The organism is Herbiconiux sp. VKM Ac-2851 (genome assembly GCF_013205105.1).
Taxonomy (GTDB): Bacteria; Actinomycetota; Actinomycetes; order Actinomycetales; family Microbacteriaceae; genus Herbiconiux; species Herbiconiux flava.
Map to the genome: position 1 here is coordinate 198,373 of NZ_JABMLJ010000001.1, position 23,386 is coordinate 221,758.

Genomic DNA, 23,386 nt, shown 5'->3' on the forward strand with positions numbered 1-23,386 from the left:
TCAGTCGCAGGCCAGGCCGTCGCCGTCGCGGTCGAGGTCGTAGATGTCGGAACCGATGACCTGAACGGGGCCGGGAGCGTAGGACGGACCGTTGCCGCTGCCGCCCGGGCAGTCGACGTCGGAGTCGATCGGCACGCAGCCGCCGGCGTAGTTCGGGTCGCAGCCGCCCCCGGCATCGGCGACCGGTTCCGGCTCGGGAGCGGGCGGTGGAGCGGGCTGCAGGCTGCCGATCGCGATCACCTCGTCGACCGGGGTGGAGGTGACCGTCTCCGAGACCAGGGCGCGGCCGGTCTCGACCCCGTCGGTGGTCGTGATCTGCCAGCGCTTCACGAGAGTGCCCGGCACGCCGGCCGTCACCGTCACGGCCGCGCCCAGCTCGAGGGTCGGTTCGTCGTAGCTGGAGGAGGCGAAGGGGATGGGCTCGGACACGTCCGCGAACTGCGTGGCGACGACCGGCGTCGGCGTGGGGGTGGGCGTCGGCGTGGGAGTCGCGCTCTTCTTCGGGGAGGGAGTCGTGCTCGGCGTGGCCGACGGAGCGGCGGCGGCCGGCGAGGAGACGGATGCCACCGAGTCGGCGTCGGCTGCCTCGGGCGCCGGTGCGGAGTGCGGCGCCAGGAGCGAGCCGACCAGCAGCAGCGCCGCCGAGACCCCGAGCGCTGCTCCGCCGGCCCGCTTCGTCGGCGCGAGATTCAGGAAGCTCGGCCGGCGCTTGACGAGCGTGTAGACGCCCGCGCCGATGCCGAAGAGTGCCAGGCCTACGAGAAAGCCGCCGATGCCGTTCGTGCCGGCGCCGATGATCGAGACGAGCACAGCCAGCACACCCACGATGTAGGTCGACAACGTCGGCCGCCACGAGCGCCGGGCACCGGCGGGCTGCGGCGCCACAGACCGGGGAGGCGTGGCCGGCGGAGCGGGTGCAGCCGGCGATTGTGCCCAAGCAGACGTGAATTCCGTCCACCTGGTCCCGTCCCACCACCGCTGAGCAGCGGGGTTCTGAGGGTCGGGGTACCAGCCGGCAGGGGTCGTCGTCATCGGGTCGCAATCGGTTCGTCGGGCGATCGGGCCCTCGAACACTACAGATGTCGACGGATGTCGGAACAGTCCCTAGAACAGGGGTGCGCTGAACAGGGGTGCGCTGAACAGGGGTGCGCTACGAGCGGGCGGCGGCCTCCGCCGCCCGGCGCGCGTCGCGGGCCGCGTCGGCCGCCGCCGCCTCCTCGGGCGTGGGGGCGGTGCCGCCGAGGTGGCGGGGCTGCCACCAGGCTCCGGCGCCGTCCGCGGGGTAGGAGCGCTGGAGGGCATCGGTCTGCGACACCAGGGTGTCTCGGAGCCGGGAGGTGGCCTCCGCCGGGTCGTCGGTGGGCGCGACGACGAGCGGGGCGCCGAAGGAGAAGTGCACGGGGATGCCGATGCGGTCGCGCATCCTGAGCTTGCGGTTCTTGGTGAGCAGGCGCTGACCGCCCCAGACCGCGACCGGGATGACCGGCACACCCGCCTCGGCGGCCAGTCGCACGGCGCCGGTCTTGAGCGAACGCACGGTGAAGCTCGCGCTGACGCCGGCCTCGGGGAAGACGCCGATCAGCTCGCCGCGCTTCAGTGCGAGAACGGCCTGCGCGTACGCCTCGCCACCGGCTGACATGTCGACCTCGATGTGCTTCATGCCGCGCAGCAGCGACCCGACGACCGGCTTGTCGAAGGCGCGCTTGGTGGCCATGAAGCGGATGCGCCGGCGGTTGTACAGCCACGTCTGCCACTCCACGAGCGCGAACTCCAGATACCCGAAGTGGGTCATGGCGATCACCGCACCACCCGTGGACGGGATGTTCGACAGGCCGGTCGCGTGGCGCTTCAGGCGCCAGGAGGCGAACAGCGAGCGCCCGATCGCGATGGCGGCGGCGTAGACGGGCTCGGGTCGGCGGCGGGTCATGGCTCCACGCTACGACGATGTGATGGGAAAGCGCCGGGGCGTCGACGGCTGGGTTCGGTTCAGCTCCGGTCGAGGCACTCGACGAGCCGTCGCGCCGCCGTCAGGAGTTCGAAGGCCTTCACCCGCCCGATCAGCTGGCCCGAATACTGGGTGGTCGACTTGGCGGTCAGCAGCCGCTTGAGCTGAGCCGGTGCGGTGCTCCCGGGTTCGACCGATCGTCGCAGCAGATCGACGGCGTCGAGGTGGTTCTCCCCGGCTCGTTCCCCGCGCGATCCTCCGCAGATGGCATCGGCTGCAGCGATCCCGGACAGGACCGCCAGGGAGCCGATCAGATTGGGCACCGCCTCGATGCCCGCATCGTCTCCGAGAAGGAGGATCAGCTCGGCGGCATCGAGGAAGGCGTGCGCGTGCCGAGCCCGCACGGAGACTTCGGCCGGTGTGATCCGGCGCAATCGTCCGGTCACGCAGCCGCCCGTGCGAGCAGTTCGCCCAGGTCGGGGCCGACCAGCGTGCGGGCGTCGTTCTGCCAGGAGGAGATCAGCGGATCTGCGGCCACGCTGAGGCGCTCGAGATCGCTGCGGTCGAGGTCGATCACCTCCAGACGGTTGCCGGTCGCCAGTTCGACCTCCTCGGCCAGACGGCGCAGCAGATGGTCGCGCTGGGCCGGGTCGTCTACGGCAGCGGACCACACGATGATCAGATCGACGTCACTGCCTGCGGTGGAGTCGCCACGGGCCACGGAGCCGTACAGTGCGGCAGTGGTCTCGTCATCGGCCAAGGCTGCTACGAGATCGGCGACGAGAAGTTCCAGACGGCTGCGCGCCGCCAGGATGTCCCGTATCGGTGGCCACAGCATGTGATCCCGGTTGAGTGTGAACAGCGCGGACGATCCGACGGTCTGCCGGAGAACCAGCCCCAGCGAAGTGAGCCGCTCCAGCGTCCGCCATCCTGTCGACCACGGGACCTGTGCGAGCTCCGCTGCTCGCCGTCCGGTGATGCCGCCGTTCAGTCGGGCCAGGTGAGTCAGCAGTCGAGTGGTCGCGGGGCCGAGGAGGGCGTCGCCCGGATTGGAGAGATCCATGGCCCGATTATGAACCATGTGTCCCGAAATTGGAATACTCAGTGATGAATGATCATGTTCAGCCTGGCTTTCGGAACGCGGTCAGGCCGGGAAGATCTGGCCGACCGGCTCGCGCTTCTCCGCCTGGAAGGCGTCCTCGGCGCGGCCGAAGGCCCAGTAGGCCGAGAGCGAGAGGCGGGCCCGAGGGATACCCCAGGTGTCGAGGAGCAGCGGCCGCAGCGCTTTCATCGCGCCGCGCTCGCCGTGCACGAAGGCCTGGGTGTCGCCGGTGGGCGCCGGCAGGGCGGCGAGGGCGTCGACGAGGGCCGTCGAGGCGCCGGCGGCGGCACCGCCGCGGTGAACCCAGGTCACGCCCACGCCCGAGGGGGCCGCGAGCGGGAGCTCGTCGGCCGCGCCGTCGACCTCGATCAGGGCGAGGCCGCGGGCGTCGGACGGCAGTGCCTCGAGCGCGGCGGCGATGGCCGGGATCGCCGACTCGTCGCCGGCGAAGAGGTGCGAGGTGGCGGACGGGTCGGGCGCGTAGCCCGAGCCGATGCCCGAGATCACGACATCGGCGCCGGGCTGGGCGGCAGCAGCCCATGGCCCGGCGACGCCGCTGGTGCCGTGCACGACGAAGTCGATCCAGACCTCGTTCCGCCCGAGGTCGACCCGGCGCACGGTGTACGTACGCTGCGACGGCAGCTCGGCGGGGCCGAGCGTCGACCGCAGAGCGGCCAGATCGTACGGCGGTCGCAGCGTCGAGCCGGCCGGCGCGAAGAGCATCTTCGCGTACCGGTCGGTGTGCGGCGTCGACGGAATGCCCGCCACCGCCTCCCCGCCCGCCACGACCCGCACCAGGTGCGGCGTCAGCTGCTCGGTTCGCCGCACCTGCAGCACGCGCTGCGGCTGAGGCGGGCGCGGAGGACGGCGTCCGGCGTCGGTGGGTGAGGCAGAGACAGGGGTGGTGGGGGCGACGTCGGTCATGGGGGGGCTCCAGGGGTTCGCGCGAAGGCGTGTCGAGAGGGCAGCGGATGCACGGGGCATCCGTCGCCCTCACGACCACGCTAGCGGTTCCGCCTGAGGGTACCCTTACCTTCCGAGGAACTCGGCGCCGGCGGCCGCCACGTCGGCGGCGAACGTGCCCTGCGTCACCGCGGTCGCGCCGCCGTCGACGGGCACCACGGCCCCCGTCATGAAGCGCGAGAGGTCGCTCGCGAGGAACACGGCCACGTCGGCGACGTCCTCGGGCTGGCCGACCCGGCCGATCGGCTGGGTGGGGCCGAGGCGTTCGCCGAGGAAGTCGGTGAACTCCTGGGCGCGCTCGAGCGGCACGCCGAACGAGCGCGCCATGATCGGGGTCATGATGATGCCCGGGGCGATGGCGTTCGAGCGGATGCCGAGCGGCGCCAGCTCGGCGACGGCCTGCCGCACGACGCCCACGACGGCGTGCTTGGCGATGGTGTAGCCGGCGGCGCTCCAGCCGCCCTGGAGGGCGGCCGCGCTGGCGGTCGAGACGATCGCGCCCCCGGTGCCCTGCGCCTGGAACTGGCGGGCGGCGTACTTGTGGCCGAGCAGCACCGAGCGGGTGAGCAGCGCGAGGGTCTTGTCGAAGCCCTCCGAGCCGACCTCGAGGATCGGCGACGGGTCGCCCTGGGCTCCGGCGTTGTTGTAGATGACGTCGAGCTGTCCGAAGTGGTCGACGGTCGTGGCCACGAGGCCCTCGATCGCCGCCTCGTCGGTGACGTCGGTGTGCACGTAGAAGGCGGCGTCGCCGAGCTCGGCGGCGAGGGCGGTTCCCTGCTCGTCGGAGATGTCGGCGATGGCGACCTTGGCGCCCTCCTCCACGAAGCGCCGCACGGAGGCGAGGCCGATGCCGCTGGTGCCCCCGGTGACGATGGCGACCTTGCCGGTCAGGAGTCCGGTCATGGTGGTTCCTTCTTTCTTTCTCTGGGTCGTTCTTTCTCTCGATCAGAGCGAGGGGATGCCCGCTCCGAAGTGCTGGAGGTGCAGGGCGAAGGCGGCGGCCGGGTCGCGACCGTCGGCGACGAGGTCCTCCAGCGCGAGCCGGGTGGCGCTCGCGACGGCGGCCGCGGCGACCCGAGCCGTCGAGGATGCGGGATCCACCTGGAGGCGCCGGGCCAGAGCCGGCACGAGGGAGAGCTCGCCGACGTGGACCGCGCGGAGGAACACCGACCACATCTCGTCGTCGCGGAAGACGAGGGGGAAGAGAAGGCGGGTGCGCTCCGCGACCGGGCCGCCGAGCATCCGCTCGAAGCCGGAGCGCAGCAGCTCGTCGAGGGAGCCGGCGGGAGCGGTCGAGACGTGGTCGTTGAAGGCGGCGGTGGTCCAGTCGAAGACCGGCTGGACGCAGTCGGCCTTGCTGGCGAAGTAGCGGTGGAAGGTTCGGGTGGGCACGCCGATGACGGTCGTGATCTCGGCGACCGTCAGCCTGGTCGTGCCGCGCTCGACGAAGAGGGCGCAGACGGCCTCGGAGGCGCGGAGCCGGGACTCGTCGACGCGCACACTGACCATGACGACGACCCTACGCCGGTTTTGGCAGATTGTGCCAAAACCGGCGCGGGGTCGATCGACGGTGTCGGGCTATGCCGCAGGGATCGTCCGCGACGTGATCAGCGCCGCGTACCAGAGCGCGCTGTCCTTCAACGTCCGCTCCTGCGTGTCGTAGTCCACCCGGATGATCCCGAACCGCTTCGAGTACCCGTAGCCCCACTCGAAGTTGTCCATCAGGCTCCACACCTGGTACCCGCGCAGGTCGACCCCGGCCGAGAGCGCCCGGTGCGCCGCGGTGAAGTGGCGCTGCAGGTAGTCGACCCGCAGCGGGTCGTGCACCCGGGCGATCCCGTCCGAGACGGTCACCGCATCGTCGAACGCGGCCCCGTTCTCGGTGATCATGAGCGGCTGCGACGGGAACTCGGCGTGCAGCGCCAGCAGCAGCTCCTCGAGCCCAGAGGGGTCGATGTTCCAGCCCATCTCGGTGTACGGCCCCGGCTGCGGCAGGAACTCGATGTCGTCGGCGCCCGGCCACGGCGAACCGCCGACGTCCTTGTGGCCATCCGCCATCTGACGGGGCGAGACGCCGTCCCACACCGCCACGAGTGTGGTCGAGTAGTAGTTGACGCCGAGTACGTCGAGCGGCTGGTTGATGATCTCGAGGTCGCCCTCGAGCACGAACGACCAGTCGGTGATGGCCGCGGTGTCGACGAACAGGTCGGGCGGGTATGCGCCGTGCAGGAGCGGCCCGGTGAAGGCGCGGTTGGCGATGGCGTCGATCTTCCGCACGGCCTCCGCGCCCGTCGGGCCCGAGCCGCGCAGCACGTGCAGGTTGAGCGTGATCGAGTACTGCGGGTCGTTCGTGACCACCGAGCGCAGCGCCTGGATGGCCAGCCCGTGCGCGAGGTTCAGGTGGTGCACGGCCTGCAGGGCGGCGAGCGGCGAGGTGACCCCGGGGGCGTGCGCGCCCGAGCCGTAGCCGAGGTAGGCCGAGCACCACGGCTCGTTGAGCGTCGTCCACACCGCGACCCGGTCGCCGAGCGCCGCGCCGACGAGGCGGGCGTAGTCGGCGAAGGCCTCGGCGGTCGAGCGCACGGTCCAGCCGCCCTCGTCCTCGAGGGCCTGCGGCAGGTCCCAGTGGTAGAGCGTGGCGATCGGGGTGATGCCGCGCGCGATCAATCCGTCGACGAGGTTCGAGTAGAAGTCGAGGCCGGCCTGCACGGCGGGGCCCCGACCGGTCGGCTGGATGCGCGGCCACGCGATCGAGAACCGGTACGACTCGAGCCCGAGCTCCACCATCAGGTCGAGGTCGCTCTCCCAGCGGTGGTAGTGGTCGTCGGCGACGTCGCCGGTGTCGCCGTTCCAGACCATGCCGGGGGTGTGGCTGAAGGTGTCCCAGATCGAGGGGCCGCGGCCGTCCTCGTCGTAGGCGCCTTCGATCTGGTACGACGCGGTGGCCGAGCCGAAGAGGAAGCCGTCGGGGAACGTCAGCCCCGAGTCGCGGTAGTCGGGGTTGCCGGTGGTGGAGCTCATACCGGGAGGGTCGCCTTTCCGTCGGACGACGACACGAGGTCGCCGTCGGGGGTTCGTACGGAGAACGCAGCATCGCGTGCCTCCGTCTCAATGATGACCTGAGAGCGCTCTCTTGTCACCTGGTACGTGACGGTCCGGTCTCCCACGGGTGAGGTCACCGCGATCGTCGAGGGCCCGCCGGCTCCCGGATGCACGACCAGCACGAGCCCGTCGAAGTAGTCGTGATCCGGCCGGTCGACCCGCGCCGACATCGGCAGCACGGCGCCCGAGCGCACCCACACGGGCAGGCTGAACACGTCGTGCGTCTCCCGTCGCCACGCTCCCGGCGACCGGACGGTCTCCCCGGTCAGCAGCTGCGTCCACGTGCCCTCCGGCAGGTAGTACTCCACCAGCCCGCTCGCGTCGAAGACCGGTGCCACGAGCAGCGACGGCCCGATCATGTACTGCCGCTCGAGGTGCCGCACGGCCGGGTCGTCGGGGAACTCCAGCAGCATCGGCCGCATGAACGGCACCCCGGTGAGGTGGGCGGTGCGCCCGACCGAGTAGAGGTAGGGCATCAGCGAGAGCTTCAGCTCCGCGAAGCGGCGGGTCACCTCGACCGCCTCGTCGTCGAACGCCCACGGCACGCGGTAGCTCGTCGAGCCGTGCAGCCGCGAGTGCGAGGAGAGCAGCCCGAACGCCACCCAGCGCTTGAAGACCGCCGGGTCGGGGGTGCCCTCGAAGCCGCCGATGTCGTGGCTCCAGAAGCCGAAGCCGCTGAGTGCGAGCGAGAGTCCGCCGCGCAGGGTCTCGGCCATCGACACGAACGACGAGGAGTTGTCGCCGCCCCAGTGCACGGGCATCCGCTGTCCGCCGGCGGTGGCCGAGCGGGCGAAGACCACGGCGTCGCCCTCGCCGCGTTCGGCGACGAGCACCTCGAACACCGCCTCGTTGTAGAGCTGGGCGTAGAGGTTGTGCATGGCCTCCGGCGCGCTGCCGTCGTGCCACACCACGTCGAGCGGGATGCGCTCGCCGAAGTCGGTCTTGATGGCGTCGACGCCCTGCCCGAGCAGCACCCGTACCTTCTCCTGGAACCAGGCCCGCGCATCCGGGTTGGTGAAGTCGACGAGACCCATGCCCGCCTGCCAGAAGTCCCATTGCCAGACCGAGCCGTCGGCGCGGCGGACGAGGTAGCCGGCGGCCGAGGCCTCGGCGAACAGGGGGGAGCGCTGGGCGATGTAGGGGTTCAGCCAGGCCGAGACCCGCAGTGAGCGCTCGTGCAGCCGCGCGAGCATGCCCTCGGGGTCGGGGAAGGTGCGGGCGTCCCAGTCGAAGTCGGTCCAGTTGAACTCGCGCATCCAGAAGCAGTCGAAGTGGAACACCGAGAGCGGGATGCTCCGCGCGCTCATCCCCTCGATGAATCCGGTCACGGTCTCCTCGTCGTAGTCGGTGGTGAACGACGTCGAGAGCCACAGTCCGTACGACCAGGCCGGGACCTGCGCCGGCTTGCCGGAGAGCGTCGTGTAGCGCTCGAGCACGTCCTTCGGGGTGGGGCCGTCGATCACGAAGTACTCCAGCGACTCGCCCGCGGTCGAGAACTGCACCCGCTCGACCGCCTCGGTGCCGACCTCGAACGAGACGTGCTCGGGCTGGTTGACGAACACGCCGTAGCCGCGGCTGGAGAGGTAGAACGGCACGTTCTTGTAGGACTGCTCGCTCGAGGTGCCGCCGTCGGCGTTCCAGATGTCGACGGTCTGGCCGTTCTTGACGACCGGTCCGAAGCGCTCGCCGAGACCGTAGATGCTCTCGCCGACCGCGAGGTCGAGCTGCTCGTGCACGTAGCGGAGGGCAGGGGCGAGGCCCGTGGAGGTGACCCCCGCGATGCCGGTGGGCTCGGCGGCGACCGGAGCATCCGGAGCGAGCGCGGCGTAGCCGACCGACTTGTGCCCGCTGGCGGTGAGGGGCCGCCCGGCCGAGCTGAACTCGAGCGACCAGGGGGAGCCCACGGCGACCCGCGCGGTGAGGGCGCCCGAGGTGAGCGTGGCGCCGTCGGGCCCGGCGGCGGTGCTGCCGACGTCATCCCCCGGGGCCGCGCCCGGCAGCTCGAAGCCCGGGGAGCGGCGGGCCCCCTGGAAGTGCTCGATGCGCACCCGCACCACGCCCTCGAGCGGCGAGGAGAGGGTGACGGTGAGCATCGCCCGGTTGAGGGTGTCGCCGCGCGACTCGATGCGTTTGGTGGGGGCCGAGACGACGAGGCGGTCGCCCCGGTCGTCGATGTCATAGGCCTCCTGGGCGTAGAGCGCGGTGACGCCGGGGCGCACGTGCCAGAACCCGTCGGTGAACTTCATGCCTGGTCCTTCGGTGGGAGAGGGTGGATCACTTCACCGCGCCGGCGGTGATGCCGCGGGTGAGGGTGCGCTGGAAGATGAGGAAGAAGACGAGCGTCGGGATCAGGCCGAGGAGCGCCGAGGCGCTCGTGGTCGTCACGTCCATCAGGCGGTCGCCCTGCAGCACGCTGATGGCAACCGGAACCGTCTGGTTGTCGTTGGAGACGAGGAAGGTCAGCGGGATCAGGAACTCGTTCCAGGTCCAGATGAAGAAGAAGATCAGGAGCACGGCGAGGGTCGGCCGGGAGATCGGCACGATCACCCGCCAGAGCGTGGTCCACCGACCGGCGCCGTCGAGCGCGGCGGCCTCGAGAACCTCCTTCGGGAAGGTGCCGAACACGCTCGAGAGGAGGTAGGTGCCGAACGCGCTCTGGATCACCGTGAAGATGATGATCACGCTCCACACGTTGTCGTAGAGGCCCACCTGCTTGAACATGTAGTACAGCGGGTAGAGCAGCGCCTCCTGCGGCAGCAGGTTCGCCAGCAGGAACAGCACGATGATCGACGTGCGCGCCCGCACCCGGCCGATGCCGATCGCGAAGGCGTTGAGCACCGAGATCAGCACCGCGAGCACCGACACGACGCCGGCGATCAGGATGCTGTTGCCGAGCTTCTGGGGGAAGTCGACGCGCTCCCAGAAGCGCACGATCCCGTCGAAGTAGAGCTGGGTGGGCAGCTGCAGCGGACCGGTGGCGGCGTAGTCCTGGGGAGACTTGAACGAGTTGATCAGGATCAGGATGAACGGGAAGGCAATCACGACGGCGACCACGATGCCGAGGGCGAGCAGCAGCCAGTCGGTGACGGTGCGCGGGCGGCGCTTGCCGGAGCGCGTGCGTTTCGCCGCGCCAGGGGCCGGTGCCGGGGTCTCGATCTTCACGGGGACGGCGGTCACAGTCCGCTCCTCTCCTTCTCTTCGCCGCGCAGCTGCAGGCGGATGAACGCGATGGCCACCACGGCGATGATCACCGTGAGGGCGGTGGCGATGGTGGCGCCGTAGCCGACCTGCTGCGACTGGAAGAACTCGCTGTAGGCGTAGTACGCGGGCACCAGCGTCGAGGTGCCGGGGCCGCCGCCCGTCAGAACGTAGATCGGGCCGAAGACCTTCAGTGCGGCGATCGTGCACGTCAGGGTGACCACGTAGATCTCGGGCCGGATGATGCTCACCGTGATCGAGCGGAAGCGCTGGAACCAGTTGGCCCCGTCGAGTTCGGCCGCTTCGTAAAGCTCGGGGTCGACCCGCTGCAGGGCTGCCATGAAGATGACGATCGGATAGCCGATCTGCACCCAGACCATCACGACCATGATGCTCGCGAGCGCCGTGTCAGGGCTGCCCAGCCAGTTGTGGGCGAGGCCGCCGAGACCGATGCCCTCGAGGATCTGGTTGAGCGCGCCGTCGTCGCCCGGCCGGAGGATCCAGCCGATCACGATGCCGGCGACGGCGACGGGGAGGATCTGCGGCAGGTAGTACGTGGCCCGCAGGAAGCTCGCGATCCGGCCGCCGAACTTGCGGCCGACGAGGTCGAACAACAGGGCGGCGAGCACGAGCCCGGCGAGCGTCGGCACGACCACCATGGCGATGATCATCGCGACCGAGTTGCGGAACGACGCCCAGAAGGCGGCGTCGCCGAAGAGTTCGATCCAGTTCTCGAGGCCGATGAACTCCGGCGGCTTGATGCCCCGCCACTCGGTGAAGCTGAGGTAGACGTTCCAGCCCAGGGGGATCAGCACGATCACGGTGAGGAGCACGAAGCCGGGCAGCAGGTAGAGCCAGTACGCGGCGCGGCCTCGGCCGCCACGGCTGGGGATGAGCGGCTCGTCGGGCGGAACGGGCATCCGCTCGGCTCTGCGTGCGGCGGCTGCCGCGGCCTTCTCGCTCGTCGGTCTGACGAACGGCACGGTTGTGGCCATGCGATCTCTCCTTGCTCGGGAGGACGGGGGAGGGGCGGGGCGCGCCTGCACCGGCGCGCCCCGCGGGGTTTCCGCTGGGACTACTTGCGGAAGTCCTCGACGTAGGAGTCGTAGTCCTCGCCGAGGGTGGTCAGCACGGCCGACGTGTCCGAGGAGCCGTTGATCAGGTTCTGCAGCTCGCCGTTCAGCTCGTCGTAGAACGTGGGCGTGGGCCAGTCGGGGTAGAACGCCAGGCCGTCGCGCTCGTTGATGGTGTTGAACTGGTCGATCAGCACCTTGCTCTTCGCGTCGGTGATGTCGTCGATGTTCGCGGCGACGGGGAGGCCGCCGTTGTTGCCGAGGATCGCCTGGATCTCGGGGCGCATCGTGATGTCGATGAACTTGTAGGCGAGCTCGGGGTTCTTCGCGCTCGCCGGGACGACCCACATGTTGCCGGCGGAGCCGAGGTTCAGCTCGCTGCCCGGGTACTCGAAGATGTCCCAGTCGAAGGTGGTGATGTCGGAGGTGAAGCGGCCGTACCACCAGCTGCCCGAGACGAAGATCGGGGCCTCGCCGTTGATGAACTCCAGCCCGGCGTCCTCGGCCTTCAGGCCCGAGGCGTCTTGCGAGATGTAGCCCTTGTCGACCCAGTCCTTGACGGTGTCGGTCGCGTTGGTGAGCGCCTCGCCCTGCCAGTCGACGGGGTTGTCGTAGAGCTGGTAGTCGTTGACCCAGTCGCGGTCGGCCTGGCTCAGCGCGAGCTGGTACCAGAGCTGGCCGAGCGGGTACTCCTGGGCCGCCTCGGCCAGCGGGGTGATGCCGGCGTCGGTGAACGTCTGCAGCGCCGCCTCGAACTCGTCGGCGGTCGTCGGCACCGTGATGCCCTGGGCCGCGAACATGTCCTTGTTGTAGTAGACGGTGACGTACTCGCCGTAGTTCGGCACGCCGTACCAGGGGCCGTCGCCCATCACGCCCTCGTCGTCGTAGCGGGCGGTCGTCTGCAGCGACGGGGCGAGCTTGTCGTCCCAGCCGTACTCGTCGACGGCATCGCTGATGTCGGTGAGCAGGCCCTGGCTGGCCAGCAGGCCCGCCGTGCCGTTGCCCTTGGCGTACTCGAGGATGTCGGGCGCCTCGTTCGAGTTGAGCACCTGGCTCGCGGTCGAGCGGATCTGCTCGAAGCCCTTCTCCTCGAAGTCGACGGTGGCGCCGGTCTCCTCCTCGAAGACCTTGATGGCCTCGTCCCAGGCCTTGCCCATGGCGCTGTCGGCGCCCTCGTAGTGCCAGAGGGTGAGGGTGTTGTCGCTCTCGCCGCTCGAGTCGCCGGAGCAGCCGGTGAGGGCTGCGGCCGTGGCGGCCACGAGGGCCATCCCGGTCAGGACGCGGGTGCGTCGGTTCACTGTTCTACCTCCTTGTAGTGAGCGGATGCTCGGGGTGCTGTTCTGGGGTGGTGCTGTCGGTGGTGGTGTCTCTGGTGGTGTCGTTCTGATCGTCGAAGCGCTTCGACTAAATGGAGCGCTCCATGGCGAGATGTTCGGTTGTGAGGGGAGCGCGGAGCTAGCCGACCTGCGCGGTCGAGCCCTTCTCCACGTAGTGAGGCGGCACCAGTTCGACGTGCGGGTCGGTGAACCCGGCGAGCTGGCGCATGGTGAGCTCGACTCCGCGGCGACCCGTGATGTGGGCCGGCAGCGGGATGACGTCGAGCGGGGGCTCGAGCTGGTCGGTCGGGAAGCTGGAGCAGGCCGAGACGATCGACAGATCGTCAGGGATGCTCAGCTCCCGCTCGCGCACCAGCTCGAGGAGCATGGTGTGCACCGGCTCGTTGCAGTTCAGAACGATCGCGGTGAGGTCGGAGAGGTGCGCGGCGACGTCGTCGAACGCGCCGCGCACGCTCGAGGGCTCCTGCTCGGGCATCACGAAGCGGGTGCGGATGCCCCGCGCCTCGCACTCGGCGAAGAAGGCGTCGCGGAAGCGGATCGGGAAGTTCGAGCCGCGCTCGTAGAGCTCCTCGGGGTGGCCGACGAACCCGATGCTGCGGTGACCCTGTTTCGCCAGCCGGTCGACGGCGAGCCGGGCGGCCGCCTCGAAGTCGAGGTCGACACAGGTCAGCCCGCTCGTGTCGCCCGGGATGCCGACGAGCGTCGACGGGATGTCCAGCTCCCGGAGCAGGGCGGCGCGCGCGTCGTCGCGGTCGATGTCGAGCGCGACGATGCCGTCGACGAGCTTGGAGGAGACCATCCGCCGCAGGCCGTTGACCGCCTCGTCCTGAACGAGCAGCACGGTGTCGTAGTCGAACTCGCGGGCCGCCTCGGCGACGGCGAGCACGAACGTCATGTGCGCCGGGGCGTAGGTGTCGGCGTGCAGCGGGGCGCTCAGGGCGAGGATGTTCGTGCGGGTGCCGGCGAGCATCCGCGCGCCCGCATTGGGGCGGTAGCCGAGCTCGGCGACGGCGGCCTCGATGCGGTCACGCGTCTCGGCACCGATCGTGCGTTTGCCGCTGAGGGCGTAGGAGACGGTGGAGATGGACACTCCGGCGACCCGGGCCACGTCGTGAATGGTCGCCATGATCGCCTCCGTGTCTCCGTCGTCGCTGTCGGTGGGGTGTCGAAGCGCTTCGTCTAAGCGCTTCGACGGCAACGATAAGCGGATGCTCGGCCGGCCGTCAAGAGTTCGGGCCGAGTTTGTTGCGAGCAGCGCCAATCGCCCGGGGTTCAGGGCGCGGCGTTAGGGTCGGGCTGGGCGCGACGTCCGGCCCGGGAGCGGAGGTGCGGTGTGGATCGCAGGCTGATGATGGCCGTGTGGGCGCTGTCGGGGCTGACGACGCTCGTGTTCGCGGGGTACTGGGCGTGGTACGCGGTGCAGCTCGTGGGCGGTGCCTCGTCGTCCGGTGGTTCGTCGGGCGGTTCATCGCCGGGCGTTGCCGGAGGTTCTGCCGGCTCCGGCCTCGCCGGGGCGCCGGCCGTGGTCGGGGTGGCCACGGCGGTGGTGGTCGTCGCACTGCTCGTCGTGGTGCTGATCGGGGTGAGTGGGCAGCTGCGGCTGAACCGGCTGCGGCGTCGTTTCCCCGAGGCATCGATCGTACGGGCGCGCCCGGTCGGCAGTCTCGATGCTTTCGCCGAGCGGTACTGGCTGGACACCGGGCGTCCGCTGCCGGCGTTCTCCGGCCCGCTCTACGCCTCGTTCGGCCCGCGGATGCTCACCCTGCTCTCGAGCGACGGCACCGAAGTCGTCTCGTTCGACACCGCCTACGCCCGCCTCGGCGTCGAGGAGCGCGGCGGGTTCGCGGGCGGGGACGCGACGGTGGCCGTGGCGATCGAGGGGTACCCGCGGCTGGTGCTCGCGTTCCCGCGGGCGTGGTCGCTCGGTGCGCTGCAGCTGCCGTCGTCGGCGGTCAAGGCGCTGGTGGCTCGCACGCGGTAGGGCGAGCACCGCGGGCGTGGTCGTGGTCCGGGTGAAGACGCCGGGGGTCAACGCCGGGGCCGGCGGGGCTGCTGAGGTCAGCGAGCCAGTGCCGGCAGGGCCGCGTCGGAGTCAGCGCGCCGGCGCCGGCAGGGCCGCTTCGACGGCGTCGGCCAGGGCGTCGACCCGGGCGAAGGTGCCGAGAGAGCGGGTCACGAACGCGAACGAGTAGTCGTGCGCCGGTGAGTACCAGGCCGAGCTGCCGCCGATCCCGCCCATGCCGATCTCGCCCCCGTCGACCCGCAGGCCGAGCGACCACTCGACCGGTCCGTCGACGAAGAGGTCGTGCCCGACGGCCTGGGGCGCGAGGTACTCGGCGTGCAGCTCGGTTCCGAGTCGGGCGGCCACGCGGCCGTCGGGGCGGTGCACGTCGTCGTAGAAGCGCGAGAGGCTCCGGGCGGTGGTGAACAGTCCGGTCGCGGGCATCGAGGCCGAGCGCCACGGGGCGGAGTTCAGGCGCTCGGGGTCGAGGTTGCCGTGGGGGCGGTCGAGCATCCGTCGGCCGTCGTCGCGCGCGAGGTAGCGGGCCACCCAGGCGTCGTCGACGATCTCGAGGTCGGCGACGCGCGGATGCTCGTCCCGCTCGACCCCGAAGTGTAGCTCGAGGGCACTGTCGCCCGGCGCAGCACCCGCGCCCCAGAGGGCGGCCAGCCGGGCGGCGGCGGTGCGGGCATCCGGAGCCCCCGCCTGCTCGAGGATGCCGTCGATCAGGGTGCCGTAGGTGAGCGCGTGCTCGGCGATGACCTGGCCGGGCGGGGCGATCGGGGGCGATGAGACGAGGTCGGCGAGGAGGGCGGCTTGGTCGAGGGGGTCGATGCCCTCGGCTGAGTAGGCTGTGCCGGTCGCGTCGGTCGCGTCGGTCGCGTCGGTCGCGGCGGTGGCATCGGCTGCGTCGGCTGCGTCGGAGTAGGCCGGGAGGCCTGCGCGATGGCTGAGGACGTGCCGGAGGGTCGTGGCCTCCTTGCCGTGCGCGCCGTACTCCGGCCACCAGCGGGTGAGCGGGTCGTCGAGGGTGAGCTGCCCGTCGGCGACGGCCGTCAGCGCGGTCAGGGCGGCGATCGGCTTGCCGGCCGAGAAGACGCGGCTGAGCGTTCGGTCGGTGAAGGGGCGCGTGCGCGCGGTGTCGGCCCAGCCGCCCGCCGCGCTCAGCAGCTGCCGGCCGCCGCGGTGCACGGCGAGGGAGGCGCCGAGCTCGTGGCCGTCGCCGAGCAGCGCGCGGAACACCTCGACCACCGGCTCGAGTTCGGGCACGGCATCGACGGACAGGGGCGGGGACTTCGGCACGGGGCTCCTCTCGACAGCCTCCCAGTCTGCCCGATCGCGGCGCCGGTTAACCAGGTTCCCGCGGTCGTGTCGGCGTCCTCAGTCGGGCTGACCCCAGAACGCACCGTGCAGGCCCGCACCTCGGAAGTACTCGGCGGCCGCCATCGGCTCCCGCCGGGTGTACGGGGTGTCGAGCCGCCCCTCGTACCAGTGCGACGCCAGCCGCCACAGCGTCTCGAGGTTCATGACGTAGCCGCGTGGCTCGCCCGTGCGTCCGAGCCACGATGCGACGCAGTGCTCGTCGCAGAAGATCAGCTGGTTCTCGCAGGAGTGCACGACGTCGTCCCAGATCTGCGCGCCCGGCACGAGGAAGTGCGCGACCTGGCTGCCCGGTGGCGGAGTCTCGGTCGAGACCGTCCAGGCGTGGGGGGCGTCGCAGGCCGGGCAGGTCGTGGCGACCAGGGCGTTCGAGGCGCCGGGGACGAGGTGGGGGATGGCGAACGCGTCCCACGCGCAGCCGCCCCACCAGAGGGTGGACGCGCTCATCACCGAGAACCGGAAATTCCGCGTGGCGAACGGATGCGCGAGCACCACCCGCCCGTCGCGCCGCACGATGTGGCGGGCGTCCTCGAGCTCGTCGAGCAGTTCGGGCAGTGCTCTGCCCGTGGCAGCCGACGTCAGGATCGAGTCGTCGGGCAGTGTGCCGGTGTCGGCGAGGTGTCGGTAGAGCGCGACGCGTACGGCTTCGGCGGCGGGGGTGATGCCCATGACGACACCCTAGGACGGCGCGGGGCGCGGGGCGCGGGGCGCGGCACCGGCGTCCGGCGGATCGCGGCGGGTCGCGGCGGGCCGGGGGCGAGGGGTGCAGGCTGGAGGTGGGCGGCGCATCCGGTGCGGCCCGACGGGAGGCAGTGATGACCGAGCACCACGACGGCAGCGGCGACGAGCACGACACGCCCGGTACGGACGTGCCCGACACGGCCGAGACGGAGTCGCCCGACGCGGGTAGCGGATCGGACGCTTCGAACGGCTCCGACGACCACGAGCCGGCCTCGCCCGGCGGATCCGCCGACACCGGCCCCGACCCCTACGACATCGAGTCCGACCTCGGCCCCGATGGCGTGCCCACGACCGAACCCGAGGCGGAGTGACCGACCCCGAGTCCCCGCCCGCCGCCGTGACCTCGTCGGGCCCGGTAGCGCGGCCCGGTGGCGTGACCTCGTCGGGTCCGGTGTCGCGGCCCGCCTCCGTGACCTCGTCCGGTCCGGAGTCTTCGTCGGCTCCGGTGTCCCCGTCGGCTTCGGCGCCCACGCCCGATATCCCGCCGGAGCCAGCGACGGACACTGCGGATGAGTCGGTTCTCGGCGACGCCGGACGGCCCGAGCCCGCCCGGGCGCCGACCCTCACGGGCGACGAGGCCCGCAACGTCGTCATGGTGCAGACGTCGGCCTCCACGTGGGACGTCCGCGTGAGCGGCTCCGACGAGGTCGTCGGCACGATCACCAAGACCGACGACGACTACCGGGCGACGGATGCGCGGGGCGACGATCTCGGCTTCTTCGCCTCGCCCGAGCTCGCCATGTTCGGCGTCGTCACGAGGGCCTGACCCGAGCCGGCCGTCCTGCTCCGGGCGTGCCGGGTCGGTCAGGCGGGCCGAGTGGCGCAGCGAGCCGTGGCGGCCGCGATGAGCTCGTCGAGTGACTGAAAGTGCTCGGTGGAGGGCACCGGGGTGAGCCAGACGACGTCCACGCCCGTTCCCGCGGTCTGGGCGAAGCCGAGCAGGCCCGAGGCGTCGGCTTCGCGGTGGCTGCGGTCGCGCATCCGCCAGCCGTCGGGCAGCACCGGGACCAGTTCGAGCCGATCACGAGCGACGTCCTCCCCCTGCTGGTCGGACGGGGCCGGACCCCGCGCGCCTGCGCGGATGCCCACGGGTGGACGGACGGATGTGAGCTGGCTTCGCATGGTCACGAGTTCTGTGATGATTCGGCGCGCGGGCGGTGCGGAGGTCAGGAGGTCGCCAGGAGTGCGGCGATGTCGATGGGCTGCGCGTCGGTGCCCCAAATCTCGAGATGTGACGAGCCCGGAGCCTGCGAATCGAATGATCGGCCCTCTGTGGGCTGTGCGCCAACGGCGCGGATGTCGCTGGGAGCAGCTGCTGCATCGGGGAGGTCGGCGGGAGACGGGACGATCGGCACGGTGACTCCAGGTGAAGGGGCGAGCGGGACGACTGCAGGACCAGCACAGCCTTCGACGACCAACCGATCGCGGGGAGGGACTTTACAGGCAGGAGCCCAGGCGCTACCGCCAGCGACCGGGGCTGGCGCACGGGTGACGGATGCCGATCATCCCGCGGTTGTCAAGCCGGTGCCGGACTCCGGCCGCGGGGGTTGGCTGGCTTCAAGACAAGCGGAGGGCGGTCGATGATGATCGGTTACCAGGAGACGATGACCACGGCAGCGGCCACAACCACGACCACGCCGGTGGTGTGGCGGTGCGTGCAGGCGGGCCTGTGGGTGGCATCGGGCGAGCACGGGGAGCCGCTCGGCATCGTGTCGGAGAACTGGGGACGCGGATTCGCCGTCACCACCGCCTGGGGCCTCGACCTCGGGCTGCACGCGACGCTCCCCGCGGCCAAGGCCGCCCTCGAGAACGCCCGCTGACCGATCCCGCTGAGGGCCGACCTCGGCCGTGAGCCTCACGCGTCCTCGTCGTCGGAGGGTGTGTCGAGGTCGGGCGGATGGAACGGGATCACCTCGGTGGGGTCGATCGGCACCAGTTCGACCTCCAGCACCGGGCGCGGGGTGCGGCCGCGCGGCGGGAAGACGTCGTCCAGGTCGTGGTCGCTGATGGGCGGAGCGGTTCCGGCATCGCGCCTCATCGATGGTGGGAAGGCGAAGCGTTCGGGAGTCGCGGCCGGAGACGCCCGACGTCGCGGCGTGGGGTCGTCGGGGCCGCCGAATCGCACGGTGACGATCGAGTCGTCGTTCTCGTCGAGCTCATCGGTGATGCCGGGGGCACCGGCGCCCGCAGGGGTGGTCGTGTGTCCGGGGAAGGCGGTCCGCCCCGGGGCGGTGGTGGGGGCCGGGTTGGCGGTCAGCCTCGAGAAGGTGGTCTGGGTGGGAGTGGTGGTGTGTCCTGGGACGGTGGCGTGTGAGGGGTCGGCGGGCCGTGGGGTGCGGGACGGCCATCCGCCCCTCTCTGCCCAGTTCTCATCGACGGGCGGAGTGGGGTACGGCATCGAGCCGTGACACGAGCACCGATGGCCGCGATCGGCAGTGCGGGCTTGGGGGTGGTGATGAAGCCGCCGACGACGGTCGCGCATCCAGCGGGCCAGCCCGACGGTGGCGAGCATCGCGAGCAGGGTGAGCGCGGCGACGAGCACGACCACAGCCGGCACCAGCTCTGCCCTCACGATGACGGCTCACAGAGATGCCTCGGCGCGAACCCGCAGGTCGGGCCAGGCAGAAGGCGGCGACGAAAAGAAACAGCAGCAGGCACAGCGCACTCCAGCAGTACCGCAGCCCGTTCCCATCAGGCACGAGAAACCTAGCAGCCCCCACGCAGAAACCGCCGCCCCCGCCCACGACTGTGGACGGGCGACGGCGGCTCAGCGATGTGCAGGAGCAGAACCAGGACCAGCAGCGGACGCGCGGATCAGCGCGAGGAGTGCTCCTCGTGCGCCCGCTCGACGGCCGACTTCAGCGACTCGTCGCCGAGCACGGCCTCGCGGTGCTTCGGCGGGAGGGCCGACGCCTTCGAGTGCGTCTCGCGCAGGCGGTCGAAGGCGGCGGCGCGCTCGGGCGTCGGCTTCGTGTCGTCGACCGCGTCGGTGGCGTGCCGGCGGATGGCCGCCGCGAAGTTCTGCGCGCGCCCCTTGGGGCTGAGTAGCGACGCGACGACGGTGACGACCAGGATGCCGACGATCACCGTCAGCGAGAGCCCTGTGCTGATCTCGAACACCGGCACGTGCTCGCCGCCGTTGATGAACGGCAGCGTGTTCTCGTGAAGCGCGTGCAGCACGAGCTTCACGCCGATGAACGCGAGGATCGCCGCGAGACCGATCGACAGGTACACGAGCCGGTCGAGCAGTCCGTCGATCAGGAAGTACAGCTGACGCAGACCCAGCAGCGAGAACGCCGTCGCCGTGAAGACGATGAACACGTTCTCGGTCAGGCCGTAGATGGCGGGCACGCTGTCGAGCGCGAACAGGATGTCGGTGAGGCCGATCGCCACGATGACGAGCAGCATCGGCGTGAGCACCTTCTTGCCGTTCTCGACCGTGAAGAACTTGTCGCCGTCGTAGTGGTCGCTCGTCTTGATCATGCGCTTGGCGAGCCTGACCATGAGACTGTCGCCGGCGTGCTCGTCGTGCGGCCGCAGCAGGTTGATCGCCGTGACGATCAGGATGGCGCCGAACAGGTAGAACACCCACGAGAACGCCGAGATCGCGGCGGCCCCGATCAGGATGAAGCCGGTGCGGGCGATCAGCGCGAAGACGATGCCGAACAGCAGCACCTTCTGCTGATCCGCGCGCGGCACGGCGAAGCTCGACATGATGATCAGGAACACGAAGAGGTTGTCGACCGACAGGGCCTTCTCGGTGATGTAGCCGGCGAAGTACTCGCTGCCGGCGGTGGCTCCGCCGAAGACGAGCACGCCGATGCCGAACAGGATGGCGATGCCGACGTAGATCGACGACCAGATGGCCGCCTCTTTCAACGTCGGTTCGTGCGCTTTTCGCACATGGAAGATGAAGTCGAAGGCCAGCAGGCCGATGATGCCGACGATGGTCAGCGTCCAGACGTATCCGGGGACGTCCAATTTTCCTCGTTTCGGGGAGCGGGGCGGGCGTGAGCGGGTACCGGGTGGTAGTACTGCGTACAGTAATCAGGTCTCCTGGGAAGGTACTGGGGTGGGCGGCCCGAGAACGACCCGATGAGGGGCCGGATGCGCCTCCCGGCTCGGCCCCGCGCGCCGGCCCTCAGCCCGCCGACCGGCCCCCGACCGGCCCCCGGGCTCCGCGCATGGCAGACTCGGGGCATGGCATCGCGGCTGCTTCGTCACCGCGTCGCGGGCGTTCCGCCCCTCGATCCCGCCGCCGTCTTCCGGGCCCTTCACGCCGATCCGGGCTCCGACGCCTTCTGGCTCGACGATGCCCGCGGCTGGAGCGTCATCGGAACCGGCCCCCGCTGGCAGCCGGGCGGCCCGCTCCTGCCGGCGCTCGCCGCCCGGGAGCAGGCCTGGCGCGACGACCCGCTGACGGTCGACACCGACGTGGACGCGCCTCCCTTCCGCCCCGGTCTCGTCGGCTGGCTGGGTTACGGGGTCTCCCGCGAGACGATGGGGGTCCCGGATGCGCGTTCGAGCCCGCATCCCGACGCCGCCTTCCTCGTGGTCGACCGTGCCGTGGCCCTGGGGCCGCTGATCGAGGGGGAGCGGCGCATCGAGCTGCTCGCCGTGGCACCCTCGTGGACAGGAGAGCTCGACATCTGGCGCCGGCGCACCGAGGACGTCCTCCGCACTCTGACCGCGACCCCGCCCCGCCTCGAGCCTGCACTCCCGGACAGCCCGAGCGTGCGCTGGCGCGACACCCGCCCCGAGTACCTCGCCGCCGTGCGCGCCTGCCAGGAGGCCATCACCCGCGGAGACGCGTACGTGCTCAACCTGTCCACCGAGATCGAGGTGACCCCCGCATCCGGAACCGGCTTCGACCCCCTCGACGTCTACGACCGGCTGCGTGCGATCTCGCCCGCGCCGCACGGCGGGGTGCTGCGGATCGGTGGCGTCACCCTGCTCAGCTCGTCGCCCGAGCGCTTCGTGCGCGTGTCCGACGGTCGCGTCTCGACGCACCCCGTTAAGGGCACGCGACGACGGTCGGCGGATGCGCGCGCCGACGCCGCGCTGCGCGCCGATCTTGCGGCGAGCGTCAAGGAGCGGGCCGAGAACGTGATGATCGTCGACCTGATGCGCAACGACCTGGCGCGGGTGAGCGTGCCGGGCGGTGTGGAGGTGACGTCGTTGCTCGAGGTGGAGACGCATCCGCAGGTGCATCAGCTGGTGAGTGCGGTCGAGGCGCGGCTGCGCCCCGGGGCGGGAGTGGCGGAGGTGCTGGCGGCGGCGTTCCCGGCGGGGTCGATGACGGGAGCGCCGAAGCGGAGCGCGGTCGAGATCCTCGACGGGCTCGAACAGCGGGCCCGCGGTCTGTACGCCGGCGCCTTCGGCTGGATCGGGCGCGACGGCAGCGCCGACCTCGCGATGACGATCCGCTCGATCGTGCTCGACGCCCCCGTTGCCGGATCGCTGCCCTCGAGAGCCACGATCGGCGTCGGAGGCGGTGTGACCGCGCTCTCCCTCCCCGAGGAGGAATACGACGAGGTGCTGCTCAAGGCAGCCGCCCTGCTCGATGCACTCGGGGCGCCCCAACCGCTCGCCCACGGCTGAGCACCTCGGCGGCCGAGACCTACTCGCGCAGCAGGGCGTCGATCTGCCCCATCGCCTCGCGCATCCCCTCGTCCATGCCCATGGCGAGCAACTGCTCGAGCTGCTCCAGCGAGGCGAAGGTCGAGACGACGGTCATCGTCGTGGTGCCGTCCCGCTCCTCGAGGGTCGCGACGGCGTGCGTCACCGGCATCGACGGATCAGGACGACCCTCGGCATCGGCGAAGCCGTCCTCCCACTCGAAGCGATCGGTGGGCGACACGTCGATCGCGCGCCACCAGCCGCCCGCCTCGGTGCCGTCGGGGCCGGTCATGACATAGTGCGACTCACCACCTGCGACGAAGTCATGCCGCCGGAACGTCGCCGGCCAGCTCGGCGGGCCCCACCAGCGCTCGAGCTGCCGTGGATCCTCCCAGACCTGCCAGACACGCGCGGCCGGCGCGTCGAACTCCGCGACGAGGGTGAGGGTGAGCGCGTCGGTGTCGCGCTCGGTGCTGATGACCGGCATGGTCGGTTCCTTCCTTCAGGGGTGGGTTTCGGTGTCGTTCGTGGGGTCGTCGGATGCTCGTTCCGCCGGTGGCCCGTCGAGCAGCAGGTCGATCCGGCCGACGCGGTCGCGCCAGAGCCGCTCGAACTCGCCCAGCAGGGCCGAGGCCTGAGCGATCCGTTCTCCTCGCGCACGGACGAGCTGCTCCTTCCCGAACCGGTGCTTCTCGACGAGCCCGCAGCGATCGAGCACCGTCACGTGCTTCTGCACGGCGGCGAAGCTCATCTCGTAGCGACCGGCGAGGGTGCTGATCGACTGGGGGCCGGCCAGCGTCCGTCGCAGGATGTCGCGACGGGTGCCGTCGGCGAGCGCCCGGAAGACGGCGTCGGCATCGCCGTCGCTGATCCGGAGTAGGGGATCGATCGTTCGTGCAACCATTTGGTTGTACGTTAGACCCC

General features: G+C 70.9%; 25 protein-coding genes and 1 pseudogene. 5 read left to right on the forward strand and 21 right to left on the reverse strand.

Annotated elements, in window-relative coordinates:
• The 14 genes and pseudogenes from HQQ85_RS00915 to HQQ85_RS00975 form a co-directional block, all read right to left on the reverse strand.
• Entirely contained in the window at positions 1-840 is an 840-nt protein-coding gene (locus HQQ85_RS00915) for a G5 domain-containing protein (protein WP_254069073.1), read from the reverse strand.
• Between the two features lie 84 nt (positions 841-924).
• Positions 925-1,032: pseudogene (locus HQQ85_RS21520) on the reverse strand (DUF2510 domain-containing protein); the annotation flags it as partial.
• Between the two features lie 118 nt (positions 1,033-1,150).
• Entirely contained in the window at positions 1,151-1,927 is a 777-nt protein-coding gene (locus HQQ85_RS00920) for a 1-acyl-sn-glycerol-3-phosphate acyltransferase (protein ID WP_173180640.1), read from the reverse strand.
• Between the two features lie 59 nt (positions 1,928-1,986).
• Positions 1,987-2,349, reverse strand: coding sequence for a hypothetical protein (locus HQQ85_RS00925; protein ID WP_173180641.1), 363 nt, complete (start codon positions 2,347-2,349; stop codon positions 1,987-1,989).
• A gap of 38 nt (positions 2,350-2,387) precedes the next feature.
• Positions 2,388-3,008 carry a nucleotidyltransferase domain-containing protein gene (locus HQQ85_RS00930; protein ID WP_173180642.1) on the reverse strand — a complete coding sequence of 207 codons (621 nt, stop codon included), beginning with the start codon at positions 3,006-3,008 and terminating at the stop codon, positions 2,388-2,390.
• An 81-nt stretch (positions 3,009-3,089) separates the two neighbouring features.
• Positions 3,090-3,971, reverse strand: a complete 882-nt coding sequence (locus tag HQQ85_RS00935) for a siderophore-interacting protein (RefSeq protein ID WP_173180643.1) — start codon at positions 3,969-3,971, stop codon at positions 3,090-3,092.
• Positions 3,972-4,076: 105 nt separating this feature from the next.
• Complete coding sequence (locus HQQ85_RS00940) at positions 4,077-4,913, reverse strand: SDR family NAD(P)-dependent oxidoreductase (protein WP_173180644.1); 837 nt, start codon at positions 4,911-4,913, stop codon at positions 4,077-4,079.
• 42 nt (positions 4,914-4,955) lie between these two features.
• Positions 4,956-5,519 carry a TetR/AcrR family transcriptional regulator gene (locus HQQ85_RS00945; RefSeq protein WP_173180645.1) on the reverse strand — a complete coding sequence of 188 codons (564 nt, stop codon included), beginning with the start codon at positions 5,517-5,519 and terminating at the stop codon, positions 4,956-4,958.
• Between the two features lie 69 nt (positions 5,520-5,588).
• A complete protein-coding gene (locus tag HQQ85_RS00950; protein WP_173180646.1) occupies positions 5,589-7,031 on the reverse strand; it encodes a GH1 family beta-glucosidase in 1,443 nt (480 codons plus the stop codon).
• Positions 7,028-9,358: an alpha-xylosidase gene (gene yicI, locus HQQ85_RS00955; RefSeq protein WP_173180647.1), complete on the reverse strand. Its 2,331-nt coding sequence runs from the start codon at positions 9,356-9,358 to the stop codon at positions 7,028-7,030. Before yicI ends, HQQ85_RS00950 begins: the two co-directional genes overlap by 4 nt.
• A 28-nt stretch (positions 9,359-9,386) precedes the next feature.
• A complete protein-coding gene (locus HQQ85_RS00960; protein WP_173181663.1) occupies positions 9,387-10,268 on the reverse strand; it encodes a carbohydrate ABC transporter permease in 882 nt (293 codons plus the stop codon).
• Between the two features lie 17 nt (positions 10,269-10,285).
• A complete protein-coding gene (locus tag HQQ85_RS00965) occupies positions 10,286-11,230 on the reverse strand; it encodes a carbohydrate ABC transporter permease (protein ID WP_173181662.1) in 945 nt (314 codons plus the stop codon).
• Positions 11,231-11,385: 155 nt separating this feature from the next.
• A complete protein-coding gene (locus HQQ85_RS00970) occupies positions 11,386-12,681 on the reverse strand; it encodes an ABC transporter substrate-binding protein (protein ID WP_371741710.1) in 1,296 nt (431 codons plus the stop codon).
• 157 nt (positions 12,682-12,838) lie between these two features.
• Positions 12,839-13,846, reverse strand: coding sequence for a LacI family DNA-binding transcriptional regulator (locus HQQ85_RS00975; protein WP_173180648.1), 1,008 nt, complete (start codon positions 13,844-13,846; stop codon positions 12,839-12,841).
• Positions 13,847-14,053: 207 nt separating this feature from the next.
• Between HQQ85_RS00975 and HQQ85_RS00980 the strand changes: the two genes are divergently transcribed.
• Positions 14,054-14,701: a hypothetical protein gene (locus HQQ85_RS00980; RefSeq protein ID WP_173180649.1), complete on the forward strand. Its 648-nt coding sequence runs from the start codon at positions 14,054-14,056 to the stop codon at positions 14,699-14,701.
• A 111-nt stretch (positions 14,702-14,812) separates the two neighbouring features.
• Here the strand turns inward: HQQ85_RS00980 and HQQ85_RS00985 are convergent, their stop codons facing one another.
• Both HQQ85_RS00985 and merB read right to left on the reverse strand, forming a co-directional pair.
• Positions 14,813-16,024, reverse strand: coding sequence for a serine hydrolase domain-containing protein (locus tag HQQ85_RS00985; protein ID WP_173180650.1), 1,212 nt, complete (start codon positions 16,022-16,024; stop codon positions 14,813-14,815).
• Between the two features lie 78 nt (positions 16,025-16,102).
• Positions 16,103-16,771, reverse strand: a complete 669-nt coding sequence (gene merB, locus HQQ85_RS00990; RefSeq protein WP_173180651.1) for an organomercurial lyase — start codon at positions 16,769-16,771, stop codon at positions 16,103-16,105.
• 146 nt (positions 16,772-16,917) lie between these two features.
• On the opposite strand from merB, the gene HQQ85_RS00995 reads away from it, so the two are divergent.
• Positions 16,918-17,154: a hypothetical protein gene (locus HQQ85_RS00995; protein WP_173180652.1), complete on the forward strand. Its 237-nt coding sequence runs from the start codon at positions 16,918-16,920 to the stop codon at positions 17,152-17,154.
• A complete protein-coding gene (locus tag HQQ85_RS01000; RefSeq protein ID WP_173180653.1) occupies positions 17,151-17,609 on the forward strand; it encodes a hypothetical protein in 459 nt (152 codons plus the stop codon). The genes HQQ85_RS00995 and HQQ85_RS01000 overlap by 4 nt, the downstream gene beginning before the upstream one ends.
• A 38-nt stretch (positions 17,610-17,647) precedes the next feature.
• Here the strand turns inward: HQQ85_RS01000 and HQQ85_RS01005 are convergent, their stop codons facing one another.
• On the reverse strand, positions 17,648-17,971 hold the full coding sequence (locus HQQ85_RS01005; protein ID WP_173180654.1) for a hypothetical protein: 324 nt from the start codon (positions 17,969-17,971) through the stop codon (positions 17,648-17,650).
• A 452-nt stretch (positions 17,972-18,423) separates the two neighbouring features.
• Between HQQ85_RS01005 and HQQ85_RS01010 the strand changes: the two genes are divergently transcribed.
• A complete protein-coding gene (locus HQQ85_RS01010) occupies positions 18,424-18,663 on the forward strand; it encodes a hypothetical protein (protein WP_173180655.1) in 240 nt (79 codons plus the stop codon).
• A 35-nt stretch (positions 18,664-18,698) separates the two neighbouring features.
• Here HQQ85_RS01010 and HQQ85_RS21425 read toward each other — a convergent pair whose 3' ends face one another.
• Entirely contained in the window at positions 18,699-19,415 is a 717-nt protein-coding gene (locus HQQ85_RS21425; RefSeq protein ID WP_173180656.1) for a hypothetical protein, read from the reverse strand.
• A gap of 242 nt (positions 19,416-19,657) precedes the next feature.
• Positions 19,658-20,824 carry a TerC family protein gene (locus HQQ85_RS01020; RefSeq protein ID WP_173180657.1) on the reverse strand — a complete coding sequence of 389 codons (1,167 nt, stop codon included), beginning with the start codon at positions 20,822-20,824 and terminating at the stop codon, positions 19,658-19,660.
• A gap of 219 nt (positions 20,825-21,043) precedes the next feature.
• Here HQQ85_RS01020 and HQQ85_RS01025 point away from each other — a divergent pair, with 219 nt between their 5' ends.
• Complete coding sequence (locus HQQ85_RS01025; protein WP_173180658.1) at positions 21,044-22,444, forward strand: anthranilate synthase component I family protein; 1,401 nt, start codon at positions 21,044-21,046, stop codon at positions 22,442-22,444.
• A gap of 19 nt (positions 22,445-22,463) precedes the next feature.
• Here the strand turns inward: HQQ85_RS01025 and HQQ85_RS01030 are convergent, their stop codons facing one another.
• Together HQQ85_RS01030 and HQQ85_RS01035 are read right to left on the reverse strand one after the other, a co-directional pair.
• Complete coding sequence (locus HQQ85_RS01030) at positions 22,464-22,949, reverse strand: SRPBCC domain-containing protein (RefSeq protein WP_173180659.1); 486 nt, start codon at positions 22,947-22,949, stop codon at positions 22,464-22,466.
• A 15-nt stretch (positions 22,950-22,964) separates the two neighbouring features.
• A complete protein-coding gene (locus tag HQQ85_RS01035) occupies positions 22,965-23,366 on the reverse strand; it encodes a helix-turn-helix domain-containing protein (RefSeq protein ID WP_173180660.1) in 402 nt (133 codons plus the stop codon).
• Positions 23,367-23,386 lie beyond the last annotated feature (20 nt).

Excerpts from the sequence above, each read along its gene's own strand:
- HQQ85_RS00920 (WP_173180640.1), bottom strand. The coding sequence starts at position 1,927 with ATGACCCGCCGCCGACCCGAGCCCGTCTACGCCGCCGCCATCGCGATC.
- HQQ85_RS00930 (WP_173180642.1), bottom strand. The coding sequence starts at position 3,008 with ATGGATCTCTCCAATCCGGGCGACGCCCTCCTCGGCCCCGCGACCACT.
- HQQ85_RS00935 (WP_173180643.1), bottom strand. The coding sequence starts at position 3,971 with ATGACCGACGTCGCCCCCACCACCCCTGTCTCTGCCTCACCCACCGAC.
- HQQ85_RS00940 (WP_173180644.1), bottom strand. The coding sequence starts at position 4,913 with ATGACCGGACTCCTGACCGGCAAGGTCGCCATCGTCACCGGGGGCACC.
- HQQ85_RS00945 (WP_173180645.1), bottom strand. The coding sequence starts at position 5,519 with ATGGTCAGTGTGCGCGTCGACGAGTCCCGGCTCCGCGCCTCCGAGGCC.
- HQQ85_RS00950 (WP_173180646.1), bottom strand. The coding sequence starts at position 7,031 with ATGAGCTCCACCACCGGCAACCCCGACTACCGCGACTCGGGGCTGACG.
- yicI (WP_173180647.1), bottom strand. The coding sequence starts at position 9,358 with ATGAAGTTCACCGACGGGTTCTGGCACGTGCGCCCCGGCGTCACCGCG.
- HQQ85_RS00965 (WP_173181662.1), bottom strand. The coding sequence starts at position 11,230 with ATGCCCGTTCCGCCCGACGAGCCGCTCATCCCCAGCCGTGGCGGCCGA.
- HQQ85_RS00975 (WP_173180648.1), bottom strand. The coding sequence starts at position 13,846 with ATGGCGACCATTCACGACGTGGCCCGGGTCGCCGGAGTGTCCATCTCC.
- merB (WP_173180651.1), bottom strand. The coding sequence starts at position 16,771 with ATGGGCATCACCCCCGCCGCCGAAGCCGTACGCGTCGCGCTCTACCGA.
- HQQ85_RS00995 (WP_173180652.1), top strand. The coding sequence starts at position 16,918 with ATGACCGAGCACCACGACGGCAGCGGCGACGAGCACGACACGCCCGGT.
- HQQ85_RS01010 (WP_173180655.1), top strand. The coding sequence starts at position 18,424 with ATGATGATCGGTTACCAGGAGACGATGACCACGGCAGCGGCCACAACC.
- HQQ85_RS01025 (WP_173180658.1), top strand. The coding sequence starts at position 21,044 with ATGGCATCGCGGCTGCTTCGTCACCGCGTCGCGGGCGTTCCGCCCCTC.
- HQQ85_RS01030 (WP_173180659.1), bottom strand. The coding sequence starts at position 22,949 with ATGCCGGTCATCAGCACCGAGCGCGACACCGACGCGCTCACCCTCACC.
- HQQ85_RS01035 (WP_173180660.1), bottom strand. The coding sequence starts at position 23,366 with ATGGTTGCACGAACGATCGATCCCCTACTCCGGATCAGCGACGGCGAT.